This is a genomic window from Caulobacter sp. ALps2, assembly GCF_058681635.1.
Window position 1 is genome coordinate 1,115,542 of record NZ_CM178743.1, and the last position, 16,663, is coordinate 1,132,204.

Here is a 16,663-nt window from a genome sequence, read left to right on the forward strand (position 1 = left end):
TAGACTCAAATGGACGCTTCGGGCCCTAGTTAACGCCTCGCTAACCACGTCTGCTCACGCGGCATTTACCAGCAAGACTCATGATTCCGTTCTCTTTTATTGGGACGCGGGACCATGAAGTTCGGGCCGGAAACCATCATCCTGGGCGACTGCATCGAGCAGATGAACGCCCTGCCGGAGAAGTCGGTCGACCTGATCTTCGCCGATCCGCCCTACAACCTGCAACTGGGCGGCGACCTGCTGCGTCCCGACAATTCCAAGGTCGACGCGGTCGACGACCACTGGGACCAGTTCGAGAGCTTCGCCGCCTACGACAAGTTCACCCGCGAGTGGCTGAAGGCCGCTCGCCGCGTGCTGAAGGACGACGGCGCGATCTGGGTGATCGGCAGCTATCACAACATCTTCCGCGTTGGCGTGGCCGTGCAGGACCTGGGCTTCTGGATCCTCAACGACATCGTCTGGCGCAAGTCCAACCCGATGCCCAACTTCAAGGGCACCCGCTTCGCCAACGCCCACGAGACCTTGATCTGGGCCTCCAAGAGCCAAAACGCCAAGCGCTACACCTTCAACTACGACGCCTTGAAGATGGCCAATGACGAGGTGCAGATGCGCTCGGACTGGACCATCCCGCTGTGCACCGGCGAGGAGCGCATCAAGGGCGCCGATGGCGCCAAGGCTCATCCGACCCAGAAGCCGGAAGCCCTGCTCTACCGGGTGATCATGTCGACGACCAAGCCGGGCGACGTGATCCTGGATCCTTTCTTCGGCGTCGGCACCACGGGCGCGGCCGCCAAGCGCCTGGGCCGCAAATTCATCGGCATCGAGCGCGAGGCCGAATATCTCGAACACGCCAAGGCCCGCATCGCCAAGGTCGTGCCGATCGCGCCCGAAGACCTGGACGTCATGGGCAGCAAGCGCGCCGAGCCGCGCGTGCCGTTCGGCACCATCGTCGAGAGCGGCCTGCTGTCGCCGGGCGACACCCTCTACTGCTCGAAGGGCAACCACGCCGCCAAGGTCCGCCCCGACGGCTCGATCACGGTCGGCGACCTGTCGGGCTCGATCCACAAGATCGGCGCCCTGGTGCAATCGGCCCCGGCCTGCAACGGCTGGACCTACTGGCACTTCAAGACCGACGCGGGCCTGGCGCCGATCGACGTCCTGCGGGCCCAGGTGCGGGCGGGGATGAACTAGAGCAGCCGCTCGCCCGCCAAGGCCGCCTTCAGGAACACGCTGGGCAGCGCGCCCAGCCCCTCGCGCGGCGTCCAGACGAAATCGCCGTCGTTGGCGCCTTGGGCGGTGAACACCCTCAGGGTCAGGGAGAAGTGGGTGAAGACGTGCTCGACCGCGCCTAGGTCACGCCAGACGGCGGTGACGGGCGCGGCGGCGATCGCTTCGGCGTCGGTCCATAGCGTCGCGCGCCAGTCGCTGGTCGGCAGGCCCAGCATGCCGCCCAGCAGGCCCTTGGGCGGACGACGGACAAGGGCCATGTCATCGCCGCGCACCAAGACATAGGCGACACCGTGGCGGCGCGGGCGCTCGGCCTTCTTGGTCTTGCGGGGATAGGTCTCGGGCGCGCCCGTGGCGAAGGCCGCGCACCAAGTGGAGATCGGGCAGCGGTCGCACAGCGGGGCCTTGGGCCTGCAGACCGTCGCGCCCAGGTCCATCAGCGCCTGGGCCCAGTCGCCGGGCCGCTCCTCGGTGACGAGATCGCCGGCCAGGGCCTTCAATTCCGGCTTTGAGTCCGGCAGTGGGGTCTCGACGGCGAACAGCCGCGACATCACCCGCTCGACATTGCCATCGACCACATTGGCGGTGCGATCGAAGGCGATCGCGGCCACGGCGGCGGCGGTATAGGCCCCGACACCCGGCAGGGCCCGCAGGCCCTCTTCGGTGTCCGGAAAGACGCCGCCGTGCTCGTCGGCCACCGCGCGGGCGCAGGCCAGCAGGTTGCGAGCGCGGGCGTAGTAGCCCAGCCCCGCCCAGGCGGCCATCAGGTCGCCGTCCGGGGTCGCCGCCAGATCCGAGACCGTCGGCCAGCGCTGGGTGAAGCTCAGGAAATACGGCGTGGCGTGCGGCACGGTGGTCTGCTGCAGCATCACCTCCGACAGCCAGACGCGGTAGGGATCCGAACGCACGCCCGCGCGGCGGTCGGCGGGTCCCGTACGCCAGGCCAGGTTACGGGCCTGGGCGTCGTACCAGGCCAGCAGGGCCGAGCGGATGGCGTCACGACCAGAAAGGGGGTGGGGTTTCATCTTCCCTCGCCTACCGCGAACGGCCCGTCGCGTGCTAGCCTTCGCGCATGCGCCGTCCCCTGCCCACGCCGGAAGAAGCCCTCGCGATCCTGCGGCGCAAGCGCACCAAGCCGCAGTTCCGCACCCCGCCGCCGGCCGGCAAGAACCTGGCGCCGCTGTTGAAGGATCTGGAAGCCCGCTTCGGCCAGGGCCCTGGCGTCCTGCAGACCCGCTGGCGCGAGATCGTCGGCGACACCCTGGCGCGTCGCACGGAGCCGGTCCGCATCATCAAGGGCCGTAACGGCGAAGGCGGCGCGCTGGAGCTGCGAGTCGACGGCCCGGTTGCCTCGCTGATCCAGCATCAGGCCCCGCAGATCACCGCCCGCCTCGACATGCTGCTGGGCAAGGGCGTCGTCACCCGACTGCGCATCGTCCAAGGGCCGGTCAAGGCCGCCGCCGCGCCCGTCTCCCAGGTGCGACGCCGCAAGCCGCCGCTGGACGCCGCCCAGGAAAAGCAGCTGACCGACAGCCTGGCCGACCAGCCGGACGGCGAGCTGAAACAAGCGCTGCTGAAACTGGGTCGCGGGGTCCTGCAATCGGAGCGCTGAGCCGGTTGACAAGCGCTTCTTGGTCAAGCTCATGCGCTAGTCACCGTTGCGCCTTTTTCGCTCGCTAGCGAGAATCGCGTTTAACTTCCCAATCGACCGCCGAAGGGCCATTTCATGCGTTCGCTGATCACCCGCGTCACCCTCGTCGCCGCTCTCGCGGCCAGCCTCGCCGCCTGCGGTCCCAAGGGCGCCAAGGTCACCGCCGAGGACATGACCCTGGGCAATCCGAACGCCAAGGTCACGGTCGTCGAATACGCCTCGGTGGCCTGCCCGCACTGCGCCAAGTGGAACGAGGAAGTCTTCCCGGCCTTCAAGGCCAAGTACATCGACACCGGCAAGGTCAACTACGTGGCGCGCGAAGCCCTGACCGGCGAGCCGACCCTGGCCAACGCTGGCGCCATGCTGGCCCGCTGCGCCGGCAAGGATAAGTACTTCCAGGTGACCGACGCCCTGTACAAGGCCCAGAACACCATCTTCCAGACCGGCGCCATCCGCGACGAGCTGCTGATCATCGCCCGCTCGGCCGGCATGAGCGAAGAGCAGTTCAACAGCTGCCTCAGCGACGAGAACGCCGCCAAGTCGGCCGAACGCCTGGAGAAGCAGATGAAGGCCGACAAGATCCAGGGCACGCCCACCTTCATTGTCAACGGTAAGAAGGTCGGCGGCGAAGAGGGCGGCGAAGCCACCCTGGCCCAACTGGACGCCGCCATCGCGGAAGCCTCGAAGTAATGAGCTTGGACCGGCGCGCGCTGATCGTTTCAAGTCTGGCTGTGCCAGGTCTTGTGTTTGGGGCCAGCGCCTCGGCCGCGCGCGCCGCGCCACTGCCGCCGGTTCCCGGCGAGATGGTGCTAGGCTCGGCCAAGGCGCCGATCCAGCTGGTGGTCTACGCTTCGGCCAGCTGCCCGCACTGCGCCCATTGGTGGACCACCGTCCAGCCCCAGATTCGCAAGGCCTATATCGAAACCGGCAAGGTGCGGCTGGTCTTCCGCGAGTTCCTGACGCCGCCCGTCGAGTTCGCGGCGGCGGGCTTCATCCTGGCGCGGCGAATTCCCGGCAAGTACTTCGAGGTGCTGACCACTGTCTTCCAGAAGCAGGAAGAGATCTATCGCAGCGACAAGCTGTTCGAAGGCCTGCTAGCCATCGGCAAGCAGTACGGCCTGACCGAAGACCAGTTCAAGGCGGCCCTGAGCGACGACGCGGCGCTGAAGGCGGTCAACGACCGCTTCGCCAAGGGCGTCGACGACGGCGTCGAGGGCACGCCGACCTTCTTCGTCAACGGCGCGCCCTACGATCACAGCGCCGACTTCGCCGTGCTCTCCAAGGCCTTCGCCGCCGCGGCGAAGGGCTAGGGCCCGAGGGGACCGCCTCGTGCAGTTCCAACGCCTTCGCCTTTCGGGCTTCAAGTCCTTCGTCGAGCCGACCGAGTTCCGGATCGAGCCCGGGCTGACGGGCATTGTCGGCCCGAACGGCTGCGGCAAGTCCAACCTGCTGGAAGCCCTGCGCTGGGTGATGGGCGCCAACTCCGCCAAGGCCATGCGGGCCGGTGGCATGGACGACGTGATCTTCGCGGGCAGCGGGGCGCGGCCGCCGCGCAACCACGCCGACGTGGCCTTGACCATCGACAACGCCGACCGCACCGCGCCGGCCCAGTTCAATGACGACCCGGTGCTGGAGGTCGTGCGCCGCATCGATCGTGGGGCCGGCTCGACCTACAAGATCAATGGCCGCGAGGTGCGGGCCCGCGATGTCCAGCTCCTGTTCGCCGACGCCTCGACCGGGGCCAACTCGCCGGCCCTGGTTCGCCAGGGCCAGATCAGCGAGCTGATCGGCGCCAAGCCGCAGAACCGCCGCCGCATCCTGGAAGAGGCCGCCGGGGTCTCAGGGCTGCACACCCGTCGCCACGAGGCCGAGCTGCGCCTGCGCGCCGCCGAGAGCAATCTCTCGCGCCTGGAGGACGTGGCGCGCGAGCTGGAGACGGCCCTGAACCGCCTCAAGCGCGAGGCTCGCCAGGCCGAGAAGTACAAGCGCCTGTCGTCGGAGATCCGCGCCGTGCAGGGCGCCGTGCTCTATGCCCGTTGGACCGAGGCCCGCGACACCCTGGAGCGCACCCAGCGCGAGGCCACCGAGGCGGCCCGCACCGTCGAGGAAACCGCCCGCGCCAGCGCCGCCGCCCAGGTCGCCATCACCGAGGCCGAGGCCGCCATGCCGCCCCTGCGCGAGGAGGCGGCCATCGCCCAGGCGATCCTGGGCCAGCTGGCCATCCAGAAGGACCGCGCCGAGCGTGAGGCCGAGGCCGCCGCCGCCGAGTTCGAGCGGCTGAAGAACGATCTGGCCCGCATCGACGACGACCGCGTTCGCGAGAGCCAGGCCAAGGACGACGCCGCGGCCGCGCTCGCCCGCATCGACGCCGAGCTCTCGGAAGTCCGCGCTTTGGTCGCCGCCGCGCCCGAGCGGGGTCCGGAGCTGGCCGCCGCCGCCAAGGCCGCCGAGGAGACCCGCGCCGCCGCCGAGACCCAGGTCGAGCAGCTGGCCGCCCGGGTCGCGGCCGAGGAGGCGCAAGGGCGCGCCGCCGCCGCGCGCCTGGCCGAAGCCGAGGCTCGCGCCAACCGCACCAACCGCGCCCTCGACCAGGCCAGGGCCGAGCGGGCCGCGATCGGTCCCGAGGTCGACCCGGCCGCCGCCGACGCTCGCCAGCGCTTCGCCAACGCGGAAGCCGCCCTCGCCGCCGCCCGCGCGGCGCTGGAGGCGGCCGAAAACGATCGCGTGAAGGCCGCCGAGCAGGAGGCCCAGGCCCGGCAACTGGCCCGCAATGTCGAGGATCAGCTGGGCCGCCTGCGCACCGAGGCCCGGGGCCTGGCCCAGCTGACCGCCCCGCGCGGCAAGAGCGGCCACGCTCCGGCCCTGGACAGCGTCTCGCCCGACAAGGGTTATGGCGCGGCCCTGGCGGCGGCGTTGGGCGATGACCTGGACGCGGCCTTGGACGCCAAGGCTCCCTCGTATTGGGGCGGCGCCGAAGCTCCGGCTCCGACCTGGCCGGAAGGCGCCCAGCCGCTGGCGCCGCTGGTCAGGGCCCCGCCCGCTTTGGCCGCCCGCCTCTCGCACGTCGCTGTCGTGGCCCGCGCCGATGGGGACCGCCTGCGAAAGGACCTCAAGCCCGGCATGCGCCTGGTGTCCAAGGACGGCGACCTGTGGCGCTGGGACGGCTTCGTGGCCCGCGCCGACGCGCCCAAGCCCGCCGCCGTGCGGCTGGAGCAGCGCACGCGCCTGGCCGAGGTCGAGGCCGAGATCGATGTCATGGCTCCCCGCGCCGAGGCCACCGCCGCCGCCCTCAAAACCGCCGCCGACCGCATGCGCGCGGTCGAGGAGCTGCTGCGCGACAAACGGCGCGGTCCGCCCGACGCCGAACGGCTGCTGAACGGCGCCCGCGAGCAGGTGGCCAAGTTCGAGCGCGAGCAGGCGATGCGCGCCGCCCGCGCCCAGTCGCTGGACGACACCATCGCCCGCTTCGAGGCCGAGAAGCTCGAGTCCGACGCGGCCTTGGGAGAGGCCCGACAGGCCCACGCGGCCGCCCAGACCTCGGGCGACCTGCAGCCGCAACTCGCCGCCGCCCGCCAGGCCTCGGCCCAGGCTCGCGAGGCCGCCAGCGCCGCCCGCACCGCCCTGGACGTCGAGACCCGCGAACGCGCCGGCCGCCAGCGTCGCCTGGAGAGCCTGGAGCGCGACCAGGCCGACTGGGCCAAGCGCGCCGAGACCGCCGGCAAACGCACGCAGTCCCTGGACGCCGACCGCGTGAAGGCCGCCGCCGCCTTGGAAGGCGCGCGCGAGGCGCCGGCGGCGCTGGGGGAGAAGCTGCTCGCCCTGCTGGACGAGTTCGGCGCCGCCGAGGCCCGCCGCGCCAAGGCCAGCGACGCCCTGGAAGCCGCCGAGACGCTGCGGCTCAACAACGACCGCGCCGCCCGCGCCGCCGAGCAGGCCGCCAGCGAGGCCCGCGAGAAGCGCGCCGCCCTGGTCGCCCACCTGGACGGCGCCCGCCAGCGCTTCGCGGAGGTCGCCTCGGCCATCCGCGAGCAGGCCCGCATGGAACCCGAGGAACTGGGCCGTCACGTCGCCGGCGAGGCCGTGGCCGTGCCCAAGGACGCCGCCGGCGTGGAAGCCCACCTGTTCGCTCTAGAACGCGAGCGCGACGCCATCGGCCCGGTGAACCTGCGCGCCGAGGAAGAGACCCAGGAATATGCCGGCCGCCTGGAGACCATGCGTATCGAACGGGCGGATCTCTCGGGCGCGGTGACCAAGCTGCGGGCCGGCATCGAGGAGCTGAACGCCGAGGGCCGCGAGCGCCTGCTGGCCGCTTTCGACGTGATCAACGCCAACTTCCAGACGCTCTTCCAGGCGCTGTTCGGCGGCGGCCAAGCCGAGCTGAAGCTGATCGAAAGCGATGACCCGCTGGAAGCTGGTCTCGAGATCTTCGCCTGCCCGCCCGGCAAGCGCATGGCCAGCATGAGCCTGATGAGCGGCGGCGAGCAGGCCCTGACCGCCAGCGCCCTGATCTTCGGCGTGTTCCTGGCCAATCCGGCCCCGATCTGCGTGCTGGACGAAGTCGACGCGCCGCTCGATGACGCCAATGTAGACCGTTACTGCAACATGCTGGACGAGATGCGCCGGCGCACCCAGACCCGCTTCATCGCCATCACCCACAATCCGGTGACCATGAGCCGGATGGACCGCCTGTTCGGCGTGACCATGGCCGAGCGCGGCGTCAGCCAGCTGGTCAGCGTCGACCTGTCGACCGCCGAGAAGCTGGTCGCGGCCTAGAAGCCTATCGCTTGCCGGATGGGATTGGCGGGATCGGCCAGCAGCTTGATGGCCATGGCGCACGAGATCACCACCAGCAATGGCCGGATCAGCTTGGGCCCGAAACGCATCGCCAAGCGCGACCCTACCTGGGCGCCGATGAACGCCCCGGCGGCCATGGCCAGGCCGATCGGCCAGACGACCGCGCCCTTGATGATGAACAGGGTAAGGCTGCCCAGGTTGCTGGCGGCGTTGGCCAGCTTGGTGTGGGCGGTGGCCTTCAGGACGCCGTAGCCCAGCAGGGTGACGATCGCGACCATATAGAACGCCCCCGCGCCCGGCCCGAAGATCCCGTCGTAGAAGCCGACCAGCGGCGTGACGAAACAGGCGAACGGGATCAGCGCCAGGCGCGGCGCGACGTCCTCGGTCTTGAGGGCGCGCGAGAAGCCGAAATAGAGGGCGATGGCGATCAGCAGCACGGGCACGATGGCCCGCAAGAGCTGCGGCGACAGCAGGCTGGCGCAGAGGGCGCCGCACAGGCCCGCGATCGCGGCCGCGCCGGCGACCGGCAGGGCGGTCTTCCAGTCGATCAGGCCGCGGCGGGCGAAGGCCGTCGTCGAGGAGAGCGCGCTGATCGCGCCCTGCAGCTTGTTGGTGCCCAGGGCCTGGACGGGCGAAAGACCCGCCAGCAGCAGCGCCGGCAGAGTCACCAGTCCGCCGCCGCCAGCGATGGCGTCGACCGCGCCCGCGAGGGCGGCGACCACGAACAGGGTGGCGAGAACGTCGAGATGGACCATGAGCGGCTCATGATCCGGTTCGACGCATCAGGCAAAGAAAAAGGGGCCCCGAAGGACCCCTTGAGCCTTAGCCGAGCAGGTGGCCCCATTGCTGGGCCCGCGACTGCTTGCTGTTGGTCGTCTTGCCCAGGGCGCGAAGCTCGTCGCGTTCCTTGGCCTTCTCTTCCTTGCGGACGCGCATTTCGGCGGCCTCGGCGGCCTTGCGTTCCTTGCGCTCGGCGCGCTTGACGGCCATCACGGCTTCCTGGCGAGCCAGGGCTTCGAGGCGGGCCTGTTCCTTGGCTTCGGCGCGGGCGGCGCGGACAGCTTCGAGTTCGGCGGCGCGAAGCTCTTCACGCTTGTCGAAATCGGGATCCTGGACGGTCGGCTTGGCCTTGAACTTGGCCAGCATGGCCTTCTTGGCTTCCTGCTGCGAGGAAATACGATCGGCGAATCCGGTGTTCTTCAGGTGCGACATGAATCTTCGTGTTGTTAGGAGGCGGCGGCTCTAAAGCCCAGATTTACGCAAAAATCAATGCGTCATCGGGCCCGTCGCCCCTTGCCTAGTGGGGGTGACGCCTAAAGAGCACGCCCTACATAGGGACGGTTCCGCGCTTTGGTAGTCCTCTTAACCCTTCCAGAATGGGGACAGTTTTGGCCGCCCTTGAAGCCGGCGGCTAAATCCTTAAGTATTCCCGTAACTTGCCCCGCGATGCGGTCACCTTGACGCACCGCAGCGAGGTCTATAGGTTCCGCGCCGATCAAGCCGGCCGGAAAAGCGCCTTGTTTTGGCGCGCCCGCGGCGTTTTCGGACCTGCCGCTTCCCATGCCCAAGGCCGACGAACCGAACGACAAGGCTCTGGAGAGCCTCGACGCTCGGCTCGATGCATTTGAGGCGCGGAAGGCGGCGGAAAAGCCCGCGAAAGCGGCGACCGAGAAGGCCAACCAGGACGGTTACCGTCTGCTGGCGGATTTGATCGGGGGCGTATTGGTGGGTCTCGGCTTCGGCTGGCTGCTCGATCACTACGTCCACACGAGCCCCTGGGGCATGGTCGGCGGTCTGCTGATCGGTCTGGGACTCGCGATATTCTCCATCGTCCGCAAGGCGATGAAACTAAGCGCGCAGGCGTCAGTGCAGACTGGCGAAGACACGGGAGACGGATCAACCGTCCCCAAGCAGAAGAGAGACTAGGGCCGATGGCCGATCCGATGCACCAGTTCCAGATCACGAAGATCGTGGAACTGCCCACCGTGACCGTTCCCGGCCTCGGCGCGATCGACCTGTCGATCACGAACTCGGTCGCCGCGATGATGCTGGCCGCCCTGCTGGTCATGGCCTTCTACACCGCGGCCGCGCGCAAGGCCGTTATCCCGGGCCGCCTGCAGGCGGTGGGCGAGATGCTCTACGGGCTGGTCGATGGGCTCGCGGAGTCGATCATTGGCCACGAGGGCAAGAAGTTCATGCCCTTCGTCTTCACGCTGTTCGCCTTCGTGCTGTTCATGAACATCCAAGGCATGTTCCTGGTGTTCACCGCGACCTCGCAGCTGGCCGTGACCCTGACGCTGGGCCTGATGGTCATCCTGACCGTGGTCGCCGTCGGCTTCGCCAAGAACGGCCTCAAGTTCTTCAAGCTGTTCGCGCCGTCGGGCGTTCCCCCGGTGCTGTACATCCTGCTGGTGCCGATCGAGATCCTGTCATTCCTGATCCGTCCGATCACCCTGGGTCTTCGTTTGTTCGGCAACATGCTGGGCGGCCACGTGGTGCTGAAGATCTTCGCCGGCTTCGTGATCGCCCTGGGCGGTCTCGGCGCCCTGGGCTGGGCCGGTTCGGCCCTGGCCCTGACCTCGGTCGTCGCCCTGACGGCCCTCGAGTTCATGGTGGCCTTCCTGCAGGCCTTCGTGTTCGCGGTGCTCGCATGCGTCTACATCAACGACGTCGTGCACCTCGACAGCCACTGATCAACCTTTAGTCTTTCCAACAAATACCCTTCCAAGGAGTCTCTATCATGGACGCTGCTGCAGCTAAGTACATCGGCGCTGGCCTGGCCATGCTCGGCATGATCGGCGCGGGCGTTGGCCTGGGCGTGATGTTCGGCAACTACTTCCAAGGCGCTCTGCGTAACCCGACCGCCGCCGCTCAAGAGCGCCCGATGCTGTTCCTGGGCATGGCTCTGACGGAAGCCCTGGGCATCTTCGCCCTGGTCATCGCCTTCCTGATCCTGTTCTCGTAATCCGATCCCTGGAGCGCGGCGCTTCAACGGAAGCGACGCGCTCCAGTTCTGTTTTCTCGCGTCCTCTTGACGCGGGCCGGTTTCCGGTCCGCTCGCGGACGCTCTAGCTGAGAGGCGCCCTCGCCCATGGCGACGGAACATCACGGCACGGTCGAAACGACTGAAACCCCCAAGCACGAAAGCGGCGGCCTTCCGCAGCTGCAGTTCGAGCACTGGGGCGGCCAGATCGTTTGGCTGCTGCTCATCTTCGCCGTCCTCTACGTGGTGCTGTCGAAGGTGCTTCTGCCCCGCGTCAGCGGCGCGATCGACGAGCGCGGCGGCAAGATCGCCGGCGACATCGCCGACGCCCGTCGCCTGAAGGACGAGGCCGAAGTGCAGGCTCGCGCCGCCGCCGCGGAAGTGGCCGAGGCTCGCGCCAAGGCTCAGAAGACCGCCGCCGACGCCAAGGCCAAGGCCACGGCCGAAGCCGCCGAGCGTCAGGCCAAGGAAGAGGCCGTCCTGGCCGCGAAGCTGGCCGAGGCCGAGGCTTCGATCCAGGCCGCCCGCGACCAGGCCATGAGCCAGGTCCGCGTGGTCGCCGAAGAGACGGCCGGCGCGATCGTCCAGAAGCTGACCGGCAAGGTGGCCACCGCCGCCGAGCTGAAGTCGGCCCTGGCCTAAGGAGCTGACGATGGAACACGAATCCCTGTTCAGCTTCTCGAACCCGGAGTTCTGGGTTCTGGTCGCCCTGGTGATCTTCTTCGGCCTCCTGGTCTTCCTGAAGGTCCTGCCGGGCGCGCTGTTCGGCGCCCTGGACGGCTACGCCGCCAAGATCAAGGCCGAGCTCGACGAAGCCCAGCAACTGCGTGAAGAGGCCCAGGCCCTGCTCGCGGACGTGAAGGCCCAGCGCGAGGAATCCGAACGCCAGGCCGCCGCGATGATGGAGGCCGCCAAGGCCGACGCCAAGCGGATGGCCGAAGAGGCCAAGGAGAAGCTCGAGGAGCAGATCAAGCGCCGCGCCGAGATGGCCGAACGCAAGATCGCTCAGGCCGAGGCTCAAGCCGCCGCCGACGTGAAGGCCGCCGCGGTCGATCTCGCCGCCCAGGCCGCCGAAGCCGTGCTGACGGCTCGCCTGGCCGGCGCCAAGACCGACCCGCTCGCCGACGCGGCGATCGGCCAGCTGAGCGCCAAGCTGCAATAGCGGCGGGCTCCACGACAAGACAAAGAGGGCGCGGACCGCGAGGTCCGCGCCCTTTTCTTTTGGCGGCGGCCGCGTCGCCGGACTAGATCGCCTGGATCGAGAAGCTTTGCTCGATCAGCGTGGCCCGGCCGAAGATGGTCATGAACGCGATGTCGGCCGCGTCCCGCCCTGTCGCGACCCGCACCAGGCCGTCGATCGGCGCCAGACCGGTGGCGTCGATCAGCCGCCAGCGGCCGCCCAGATAGACCTCGGCGATGGCGTGCAGGTCCGGCGGCTCCAGGCGCCAGGCATAGGCGCTGACCGCCCGGGCCGGGATGTCGGCGGCGCGGCACAGGCCGATCGCCAGATGGGTGAAGTCGCGGCAGACGCCGGCCCGGTCGACCAGGGTGTCGACGGCGGTCGTGGCCGCGTCGCTGACTCCGGCGCGGTAGTCCAAGTGCTGGGCGATCCAGTCCAGGATCGCCATGACCTTGCGGCCGCCCGCCAGGTGGCCGAACTCGCGCTCGCAGAACCGCTCCAGCCGGTCGGAGGGCGCGTAGCGGCTGGCGCGCAGGAACGGCAACACCTCGCTGGGCAGGTCGCGGATGGCCATGGCCGAGGCGTCGGCCAGGTCATGGTCGCGATACATGACCTCGACCTGGGCCCGATAGAGCGCGTTGACCCGTCCCGACGCCGTGAACACCGTCCGGCGTTCGTGGGTGACCGGATCGTCGACCCGCGCGGCGTCGACATTGGGCCAGAAGGTCAGGGCCTCGAAGCCCACGGCCTGGTCGGGTCCATGCGCCGCCTCGACCAGCAGCAGGACCTCGCAGGGGCCCGCGAAGTCGTAGGTCAGCGAGGCTTCGACTTCGAAATGCATCGATTTTTCCGGGGTAGGCCGCGCGACCGGAAGGCCGCGCCGGTGTAACAATCCCCATGGCCCAAATGGGTTCAGGCCTTGGCCATCTTCCGCTCCACATAACGCTTCACGCGCTTGCGAGTCTTCTTGAGCAGCCGCCAGCGGGCCCGGCGCAGGACCAGCTTCTCGGTGCGGAGCATCTGTTGCCAGACGACCAGCAGCACCTCCGGCTCGCGGCGCATCAGGCGGCGAATCGGGAAAACCAGCTTGGGGTGGCGCCTCTGCCAGCGGATGAAGGTCTTGCGCGCCTGGAACGAGTAGCGCAGCACGATCATCAGACCGATGACCAGCAGCGGCAGCCCCACGTGGCCCGGCAGCGGCGTCAGCACCGCGCCGGCGACGATCACCAGCGCGCCGAAGCCGATGGCGATCCAGCGGAAAGCGCGGGCGGCGGACTCGCGCAGCAGCAGCGCCAGCCGCGCGCGGCGCCGGACCCTGTGCTTGATGTCGATCGTCGAGGCGACCGCGTTCACCGACCGGGTTGCTTCGCGGCGGCGCGACGCTTGGCCGACTTGCGCCAGCGCACGGCCACCCGCCACTTGCGCGGCACCACCAAGCGCTCGACACGCAGGGCCTGCTGCCAGGCCACAAGCACGACTTCCGGCTCGCGGCGCAGCAGGCGACGCAGCGGGAAGATCAGCTTGGGGTGCGCGTGCTGGAAGCGGACGAACTGCTTGCGGGCCTTGAACGAGTTGCGCAGCACCAGCATCAGGCCGATCACCGTCAGCGGCAGGCCCATCGGGCCGGGCAGCGGCGCGATCACGATGCCGCCGATGATCAGCAGCGCGCCTAGCGACACCAGGATCACGCGCAGAAAACGCGAGATGAGCTCGCGGGCGAGGTCATCTGCGGTGCGGTGGGCGCGCGACATGGTGAGGGCGAGAGCAGTCATTGGGAGGATGAAACGGACCTGCGCTCCGCTCGCTCCCTGGAAAAGCCAGATCGCCCCGACGCGCACCCCCGATATGTGGAGGGATAAGGGCGCCGTAAAGGCGCCCTTCCGTCGCAAGGGGGGTATGGAATTTGCTATTCAGCCGCTAGTGGCGCTTCTGCCACAGGTTTCCACCTCAACCGGGGCTTGCGGGCCGCCTGGGTCTCGTCCAGACGCCTCAGCGGGGCGTGGAACGGCGCGCCCTTGAAGCGTTCGACCTCGCCCGCCTTGGCCGCGCCGGCCAGCAGGCGAAGGGCTTCGATGAAGCGATCCAGCTCCTGCTTGCTCTCGGTTTCGGTCGGCTCGATCAGCATCGCGCCGTGGACGACCAGCGGGAAGTACATGGTCATCGGATGGAAGCCCTCGTCGATCATCGCCTTGGCGAAGTCGAGCGTGGTCACGCCGGTGCCTTCCAGCCAGCTGTCGTCGAACAGGGCTTCGTGCATGCACGGACCTTCGGGGAAGGCCGGGCTCATCACGTCCTTCAGCTGGGCCTTGATGTAGTTGGCGTTGAGGACGGCGTCCTCGGCCACCTGCCGCAGGCCGTCGGCCCCGTGGCTCAGCATGTAGGCGTAGGCGCGGACATACATGCCCATCTGGCCGTGGAAGGCGCTCATGCGGCCAAAGGCGGTTTCCGCGCCCTCTTCGCCGGCATGTTCGACCAGGGCGAAGCCATCGTCGCCATGGACAAGCCAGGGGGTCGGCGCGAAAGGCGCGAGGGCCTCGCTGAGCACCACGGGGCCCGCGCCCGGCCCACCGCCGCCGTGGGGCGTCGAGAAGGTCTTGTGCAGGTTGATGTGCATGGCGTCGACGCCCAGGTCGCCCGGACGCACTCGGCCGACGATGGCGTTGAAGTTGGCGCCGTCGCAGTAGAAGTACGCGCCCGCCGCGTGGGTCAGGCGGGCGATCTCGACGACGTCGCGCTCGAACAGGCCGCAGGTGTTGGGGTTGGTGACCATGATGGCGGCCACATGATCGCCGAGCTTGGACTCCAGGTCGGCCAGGTCGACGCGGCCGTCATCGGTCTGGGCGATCTCGACGACCGTGTAGCCGACGAAGGCCGCCGTGGCCGGGTTGGTGCCGTGGGCGCTGGTCGGGGCCAGGACGGTCTTGCGGTGGCCATTGCCGGCCGCCTCGTGCGCGGCCCGGATGGCCAGCAGGCCGCACAGCTCGCCATGCGCGCCGGCCTTGGGGCTCAGGGCGACGGCGGGCATGCCGGTCAGGGTCTTCAGCCAGTGGGCCAGACGGTCCATCAGCTGCAGCGCGCCCTGCACGGTCGACCGCGGCTGCAGCGGGTGGATGTCCGAGAAGCCCGGCAGGCGCGCCATCTTCTCGTTCAGGCGCGGGTTGTGCTTCATCGTGCACGAGCCCAGCGGATATAGCGCCAGGTCGATGGCGTGGTTCTTCTGGGACAGGCGCACGTAGTGGCGGACGGCTTCGGGCTCGGACAGGCCCGGCAGGCCGATCGGCGCGTCGCGTAGCAGGCCGGCCAGGTCGCTCGACGGGGCGGCGGCCTCCGGCAGGTCGACGCCGGTCTTGTTCCAGCCGTCCAGTTCGAAGATCAGGGCTTCGTTCTGGAGCAGGCCGCGATTGCCGGTCAGGGTCTCGTGACCCGCCGGAGTGTCATTGGCGGCTTCGGGGCGCGTGGGGCGGCCGACGTTGTTCATGCTCATTGGCCCACCACCTTGGTCAGCAGCTTGGCGAAGAAATTGATGTCGATGTCGAGCGTGGTCTCGGTGGCCGCGACCAGCAGCACGTCGTCCAGGCCCGCGCCCGCGTCGAGGCGCGAGAACGGCACGCCAGCGATGACGCCGTGGCCGGCCAGGGTTTCGACGACCTCGTCGGCCTTGCCCGGCACGCGGATGGCGAACTCGTTGAAGAAGCGCGGGGTCAGGATCTCGACGCCCGGCACCGCCTTGAGGGCGTCGCGCAGGGCGACAGCCTTCTGGTGGTTCAGAGCGGCCAGCTGGCGCAGGCCCGTCTCGCCCAGCAGGCTCATGTGGATGCTGAACGCCAGGGCGCACAGGCCGCTGTTGGTGCAGATGTTCGAGGTCGCCTTGTCGCGGCGGATATGCTGCTCGCGGGTCGACAGGGTCAGGACGAAGCCGCGCTTGCCGTCGGCGTCAACGGTCTCGCCGCACAGGCGGCCCGGCATCTGGCGGACGAACTTTTCCTTGCAGGCGAACAGGCCGACATAAGGACCGCCGAAGTTCAGGCCGTTGCCGATCGACTGGCCCTCGGCCACGGCGATGTCGGCGCCCATCTCGCCGGGCGACTTTAGCAGGCCGTACGAGACGGCTTCGGTCGTCACCACGATCAGCAGCGCGCCGGCCGCGTGGGCGGCTTCGGCGATCTTCGTGACGTCGGTGACCGTGCCGAAGACGTTCGGGGTCTGGACAACGACGCAGGCGGTGTCGGCGTCAATGGCGGCGATCACCGCGTCCTCGGCGTCGACGGCTGGGGCCATGGCCTGGGTCGAGACGCCGGCCGCGTGGGCCAGGGTCTCGATGGTCTCGACATAGTGCGGATGGACGCCGCCCGACATCACCGCCTTGTTCCGGCGGGTCACGCGCTGGGCCATCATCACGGCCTCGGCCGCGCCGGTCGAGCCGTCATAGAGCGAGGCGTTGGCCACTTCCATGCCGGTCAGGGCCGCGACCTGGGTCTGGAACTCGAACAGGACCTGCAGCGTGCCCTGGGCGATTTCCGGCTGGTAGGGCGTGTAGCTGGTCAGGAATTCCGACCGCTGGATGATGTGGTCGACCGTGGCCGGCACGTGGTGGCGATAGGCGCCAGCCCCGCAGAAGAACGGTCCCTCCCCCGCGGCGCGATTGCGACGGGCCAGGCCCGCCATCTCGCGTTCGACTTCGATCTCGCCGGCGTGCGGCGGCAGGTCGACGGTTCCGTCGCGGCGGGCCGAGGCCGGCACGTCGACGAACAGGTCGTCGATCGACTTCACGCCGATCGCGCCGAGCATCTCGACGCGGTCTTCGGGGGTCAGGGGGAGGTAACGCATG

18 protein-coding genes are annotated in these 16,663 nt (G+C 69.0%); 10 read left to right on the forward strand and 8 right to left on the reverse strand.

Features of this window, described 5'->3' with window-relative positions; translation table 11 throughout:
- Nucleotides 1-114 precede the first annotated feature (114 nt).
- Nucleotides 115-1,191 (forward strand): site-specific DNA-methyltransferase, encoded by a 1,077-nt coding sequence (locus ACW173_RS05100; protein WP_492083794.1) that lies wholly within the window; start codon nucleotides 115-117, stop codon nucleotides 1,189-1,191.
- On the opposite strand, the gene mutY is transcribed toward ACW173_RS05100, so the two are convergent.
- Entirely contained in the window at nucleotides 1,188-2,252 is a 1,065-nt protein-coding gene (mutY, locus tag ACW173_RS05105; protein ID WP_492083795.1) for an A/G-specific adenine glycosylase, read from the reverse strand. The two genes, ACW173_RS05100 and mutY, sit on opposite strands and share 4 nt — an antisense overlap.
- Before the next feature lie 47 nt (nucleotides 2,253-2,299).
- On the opposite strand from mutY, the gene ACW173_RS05110 reads away from it, so the two are divergent.
- The 4 genes from ACW173_RS05110 to smc all read left to right on the forward strand — a co-directional run bounded on the left by ACW173_RS05110 (nucleotide 2,300) and on the right by smc (nucleotide 7,651).
- The gene (locus ACW173_RS05110) at nucleotides 2,300-2,839 is read left to right on the forward strand and encodes a DUF721 domain-containing protein (RefSeq protein ID WP_492083796.1); all 540 of its coding nucleotides are present in this window, start codon (nucleotides 2,300-2,302) and stop codon (nucleotides 2,837-2,839) included.
- A 114-nt stretch (nucleotides 2,840-2,953) separates the two neighbouring features.
- Nucleotides 2,954-3,568, forward strand: a complete 615-nt coding sequence (locus ACW173_RS05115) for a DsbA family protein (RefSeq protein ID WP_492083797.1) — start codon at nucleotides 2,954-2,956, stop codon at nucleotides 3,566-3,568.
- On the forward strand, nucleotides 3,568-4,188 hold the full coding sequence (locus ACW173_RS05120; RefSeq protein WP_492083798.1) for a thioredoxin domain-containing protein: 621 nt from the start codon (nucleotides 3,568-3,570) through the stop codon (nucleotides 4,186-4,188). The genes ACW173_RS05115 and ACW173_RS05120 overlap by 1 nt, the downstream gene beginning before the upstream one ends.
- Nucleotides 4,189-4,207: 19 nt before the next feature.
- On the forward strand, nucleotides 4,208-7,651 hold the full coding sequence (smc, locus tag ACW173_RS05125) for a chromosome segregation protein SMC (protein ID WP_492083799.1): 3,444 nt from the start codon (nucleotides 4,208-4,210) through the stop codon (nucleotides 7,649-7,651).
- Here the strand turns inward: smc and ACW173_RS05130 are convergent.
- Both ACW173_RS05130 and ACW173_RS05135 read right to left on the reverse strand, forming a co-directional pair.
- A complete protein-coding gene (locus ACW173_RS05130) occupies nucleotides 7,648-8,427 on the reverse strand; it encodes a TSUP family transporter (protein ID WP_492083800.1) in 780 nt (259 codons plus the stop codon). The genes smc and ACW173_RS05130 overlap by 4 nt on opposite strands.
- A gap of 67 nt (nucleotides 8,428-8,494) precedes the next feature.
- Nucleotides 8,495-8,884 (reverse strand): DUF6481 family protein, encoded by a 390-nt coding sequence (locus tag ACW173_RS05135; protein ID WP_492083801.1) that lies wholly within the window; start codon nucleotides 8,882-8,884, stop codon nucleotides 8,495-8,497.
- Between the two features lie 348 nt (nucleotides 8,885-9,232).
- Between ACW173_RS05135 and ACW173_RS05140 the strand changes: the two genes are divergently transcribed.
- From ACW173_RS05140 to ACW173_RS05160, 5 genes are all read left to right on the forward strand, one after another.
- On the forward strand, nucleotides 9,233-9,598 hold the full coding sequence (locus ACW173_RS05140) for an AtpZ/AtpI family protein (RefSeq protein WP_492083802.1): 366 nt from the start codon (nucleotides 9,233-9,235) through the stop codon (nucleotides 9,596-9,598).
- A gap of 5 nt (nucleotides 9,599-9,603) precedes the next feature.
- Nucleotides 9,604-10,365 (forward strand): F0F1 ATP synthase subunit A, encoded by a 762-nt coding sequence (locus tag ACW173_RS05145; protein WP_492083803.1) that lies wholly within the window; start codon nucleotides 9,604-9,606, stop codon nucleotides 10,363-10,365.
- Nucleotides 10,366-10,412: 47 nt separating this feature from the next.
- Nucleotides 10,413-10,637: a F0F1 ATP synthase subunit C gene (locus ACW173_RS05150; RefSeq protein ID WP_004615714.1), complete on the forward strand. Its 225-nt coding sequence runs from the start codon at nucleotides 10,413-10,415 to the stop codon at nucleotides 10,635-10,637.
- A gap of 126 nt (nucleotides 10,638-10,763) precedes the next feature.
- Nucleotides 10,764-11,297: a F0F1 ATP synthase subunit B family protein gene (locus ACW173_RS05155; RefSeq protein ID WP_492083804.1), complete on the forward strand. Its 534-nt coding sequence runs from the start codon at nucleotides 10,764-10,766 to the stop codon at nucleotides 11,295-11,297.
- A gap of 10 nt (nucleotides 11,298-11,307) precedes the next feature.
- Nucleotides 11,308-11,817 carry a F0F1 ATP synthase subunit B gene (locus ACW173_RS05160; RefSeq protein WP_492083805.1) on the forward strand — a complete coding sequence of 170 codons (510 nt, stop codon included), beginning with the start codon at nucleotides 11,308-11,310 and terminating at the stop codon, nucleotides 11,815-11,817.
- Between the two features lie 82 nt (nucleotides 11,818-11,899).
- On the opposite strand, the gene ACW173_RS05165 is transcribed toward ACW173_RS05160, so the two are convergent.
- The 5 genes from ACW173_RS05165 to gcvPA form a co-directional block, all read right to left on the reverse strand.
- Nucleotides 11,900-12,676, reverse strand: coding sequence for a transglutaminase-like domain-containing protein (locus ACW173_RS05165; protein WP_492083806.1), 777 nt, complete (start codon nucleotides 12,674-12,676; stop codon nucleotides 11,900-11,902).
- Between the two features lie 71 nt (nucleotides 12,677-12,747).
- Nucleotides 12,748-13,188: a hypothetical protein gene (locus ACW173_RS05170; RefSeq protein ID WP_492083807.1), complete on the reverse strand. Its 441-nt coding sequence runs from the start codon at nucleotides 13,186-13,188 to the stop codon at nucleotides 12,748-12,750.
- The gene (locus ACW173_RS05175) at nucleotides 13,185-13,607 is read right to left on the reverse strand and encodes a hypothetical protein (protein WP_492083808.1); all 423 of its coding nucleotides are present in this window, start codon (nucleotides 13,605-13,607) and stop codon (nucleotides 13,185-13,187) included. Before ACW173_RS05175 ends, ACW173_RS05170 begins: the two co-directional genes overlap by 4 nt.
- A 134-nt stretch (nucleotides 13,608-13,741) precedes the next feature.
- Nucleotides 13,742-15,319 carry an aminomethyl-transferring glycine dehydrogenase subunit GcvPB gene (gene gcvPB, locus ACW173_RS05180; RefSeq protein WP_492083809.1) on the reverse strand — a complete coding sequence of 526 codons (1,578 nt, stop codon included), beginning with the start codon at nucleotides 15,317-15,319 and terminating at the stop codon, nucleotides 13,742-13,744.
- Complete coding sequence (gcvPA, locus tag ACW173_RS05185; protein WP_492083810.1) at nucleotides 15,316-16,662, reverse strand: aminomethyl-transferring glycine dehydrogenase subunit GcvPA; 1,347 nt, start codon at nucleotides 16,660-16,662, stop codon at nucleotides 15,316-15,318. Before gcvPA ends, gcvPB begins: the two co-directional genes overlap by 4 nt.
- Between the last annotated feature and the right edge of the window lies 1 nt (nucleotide 16,663).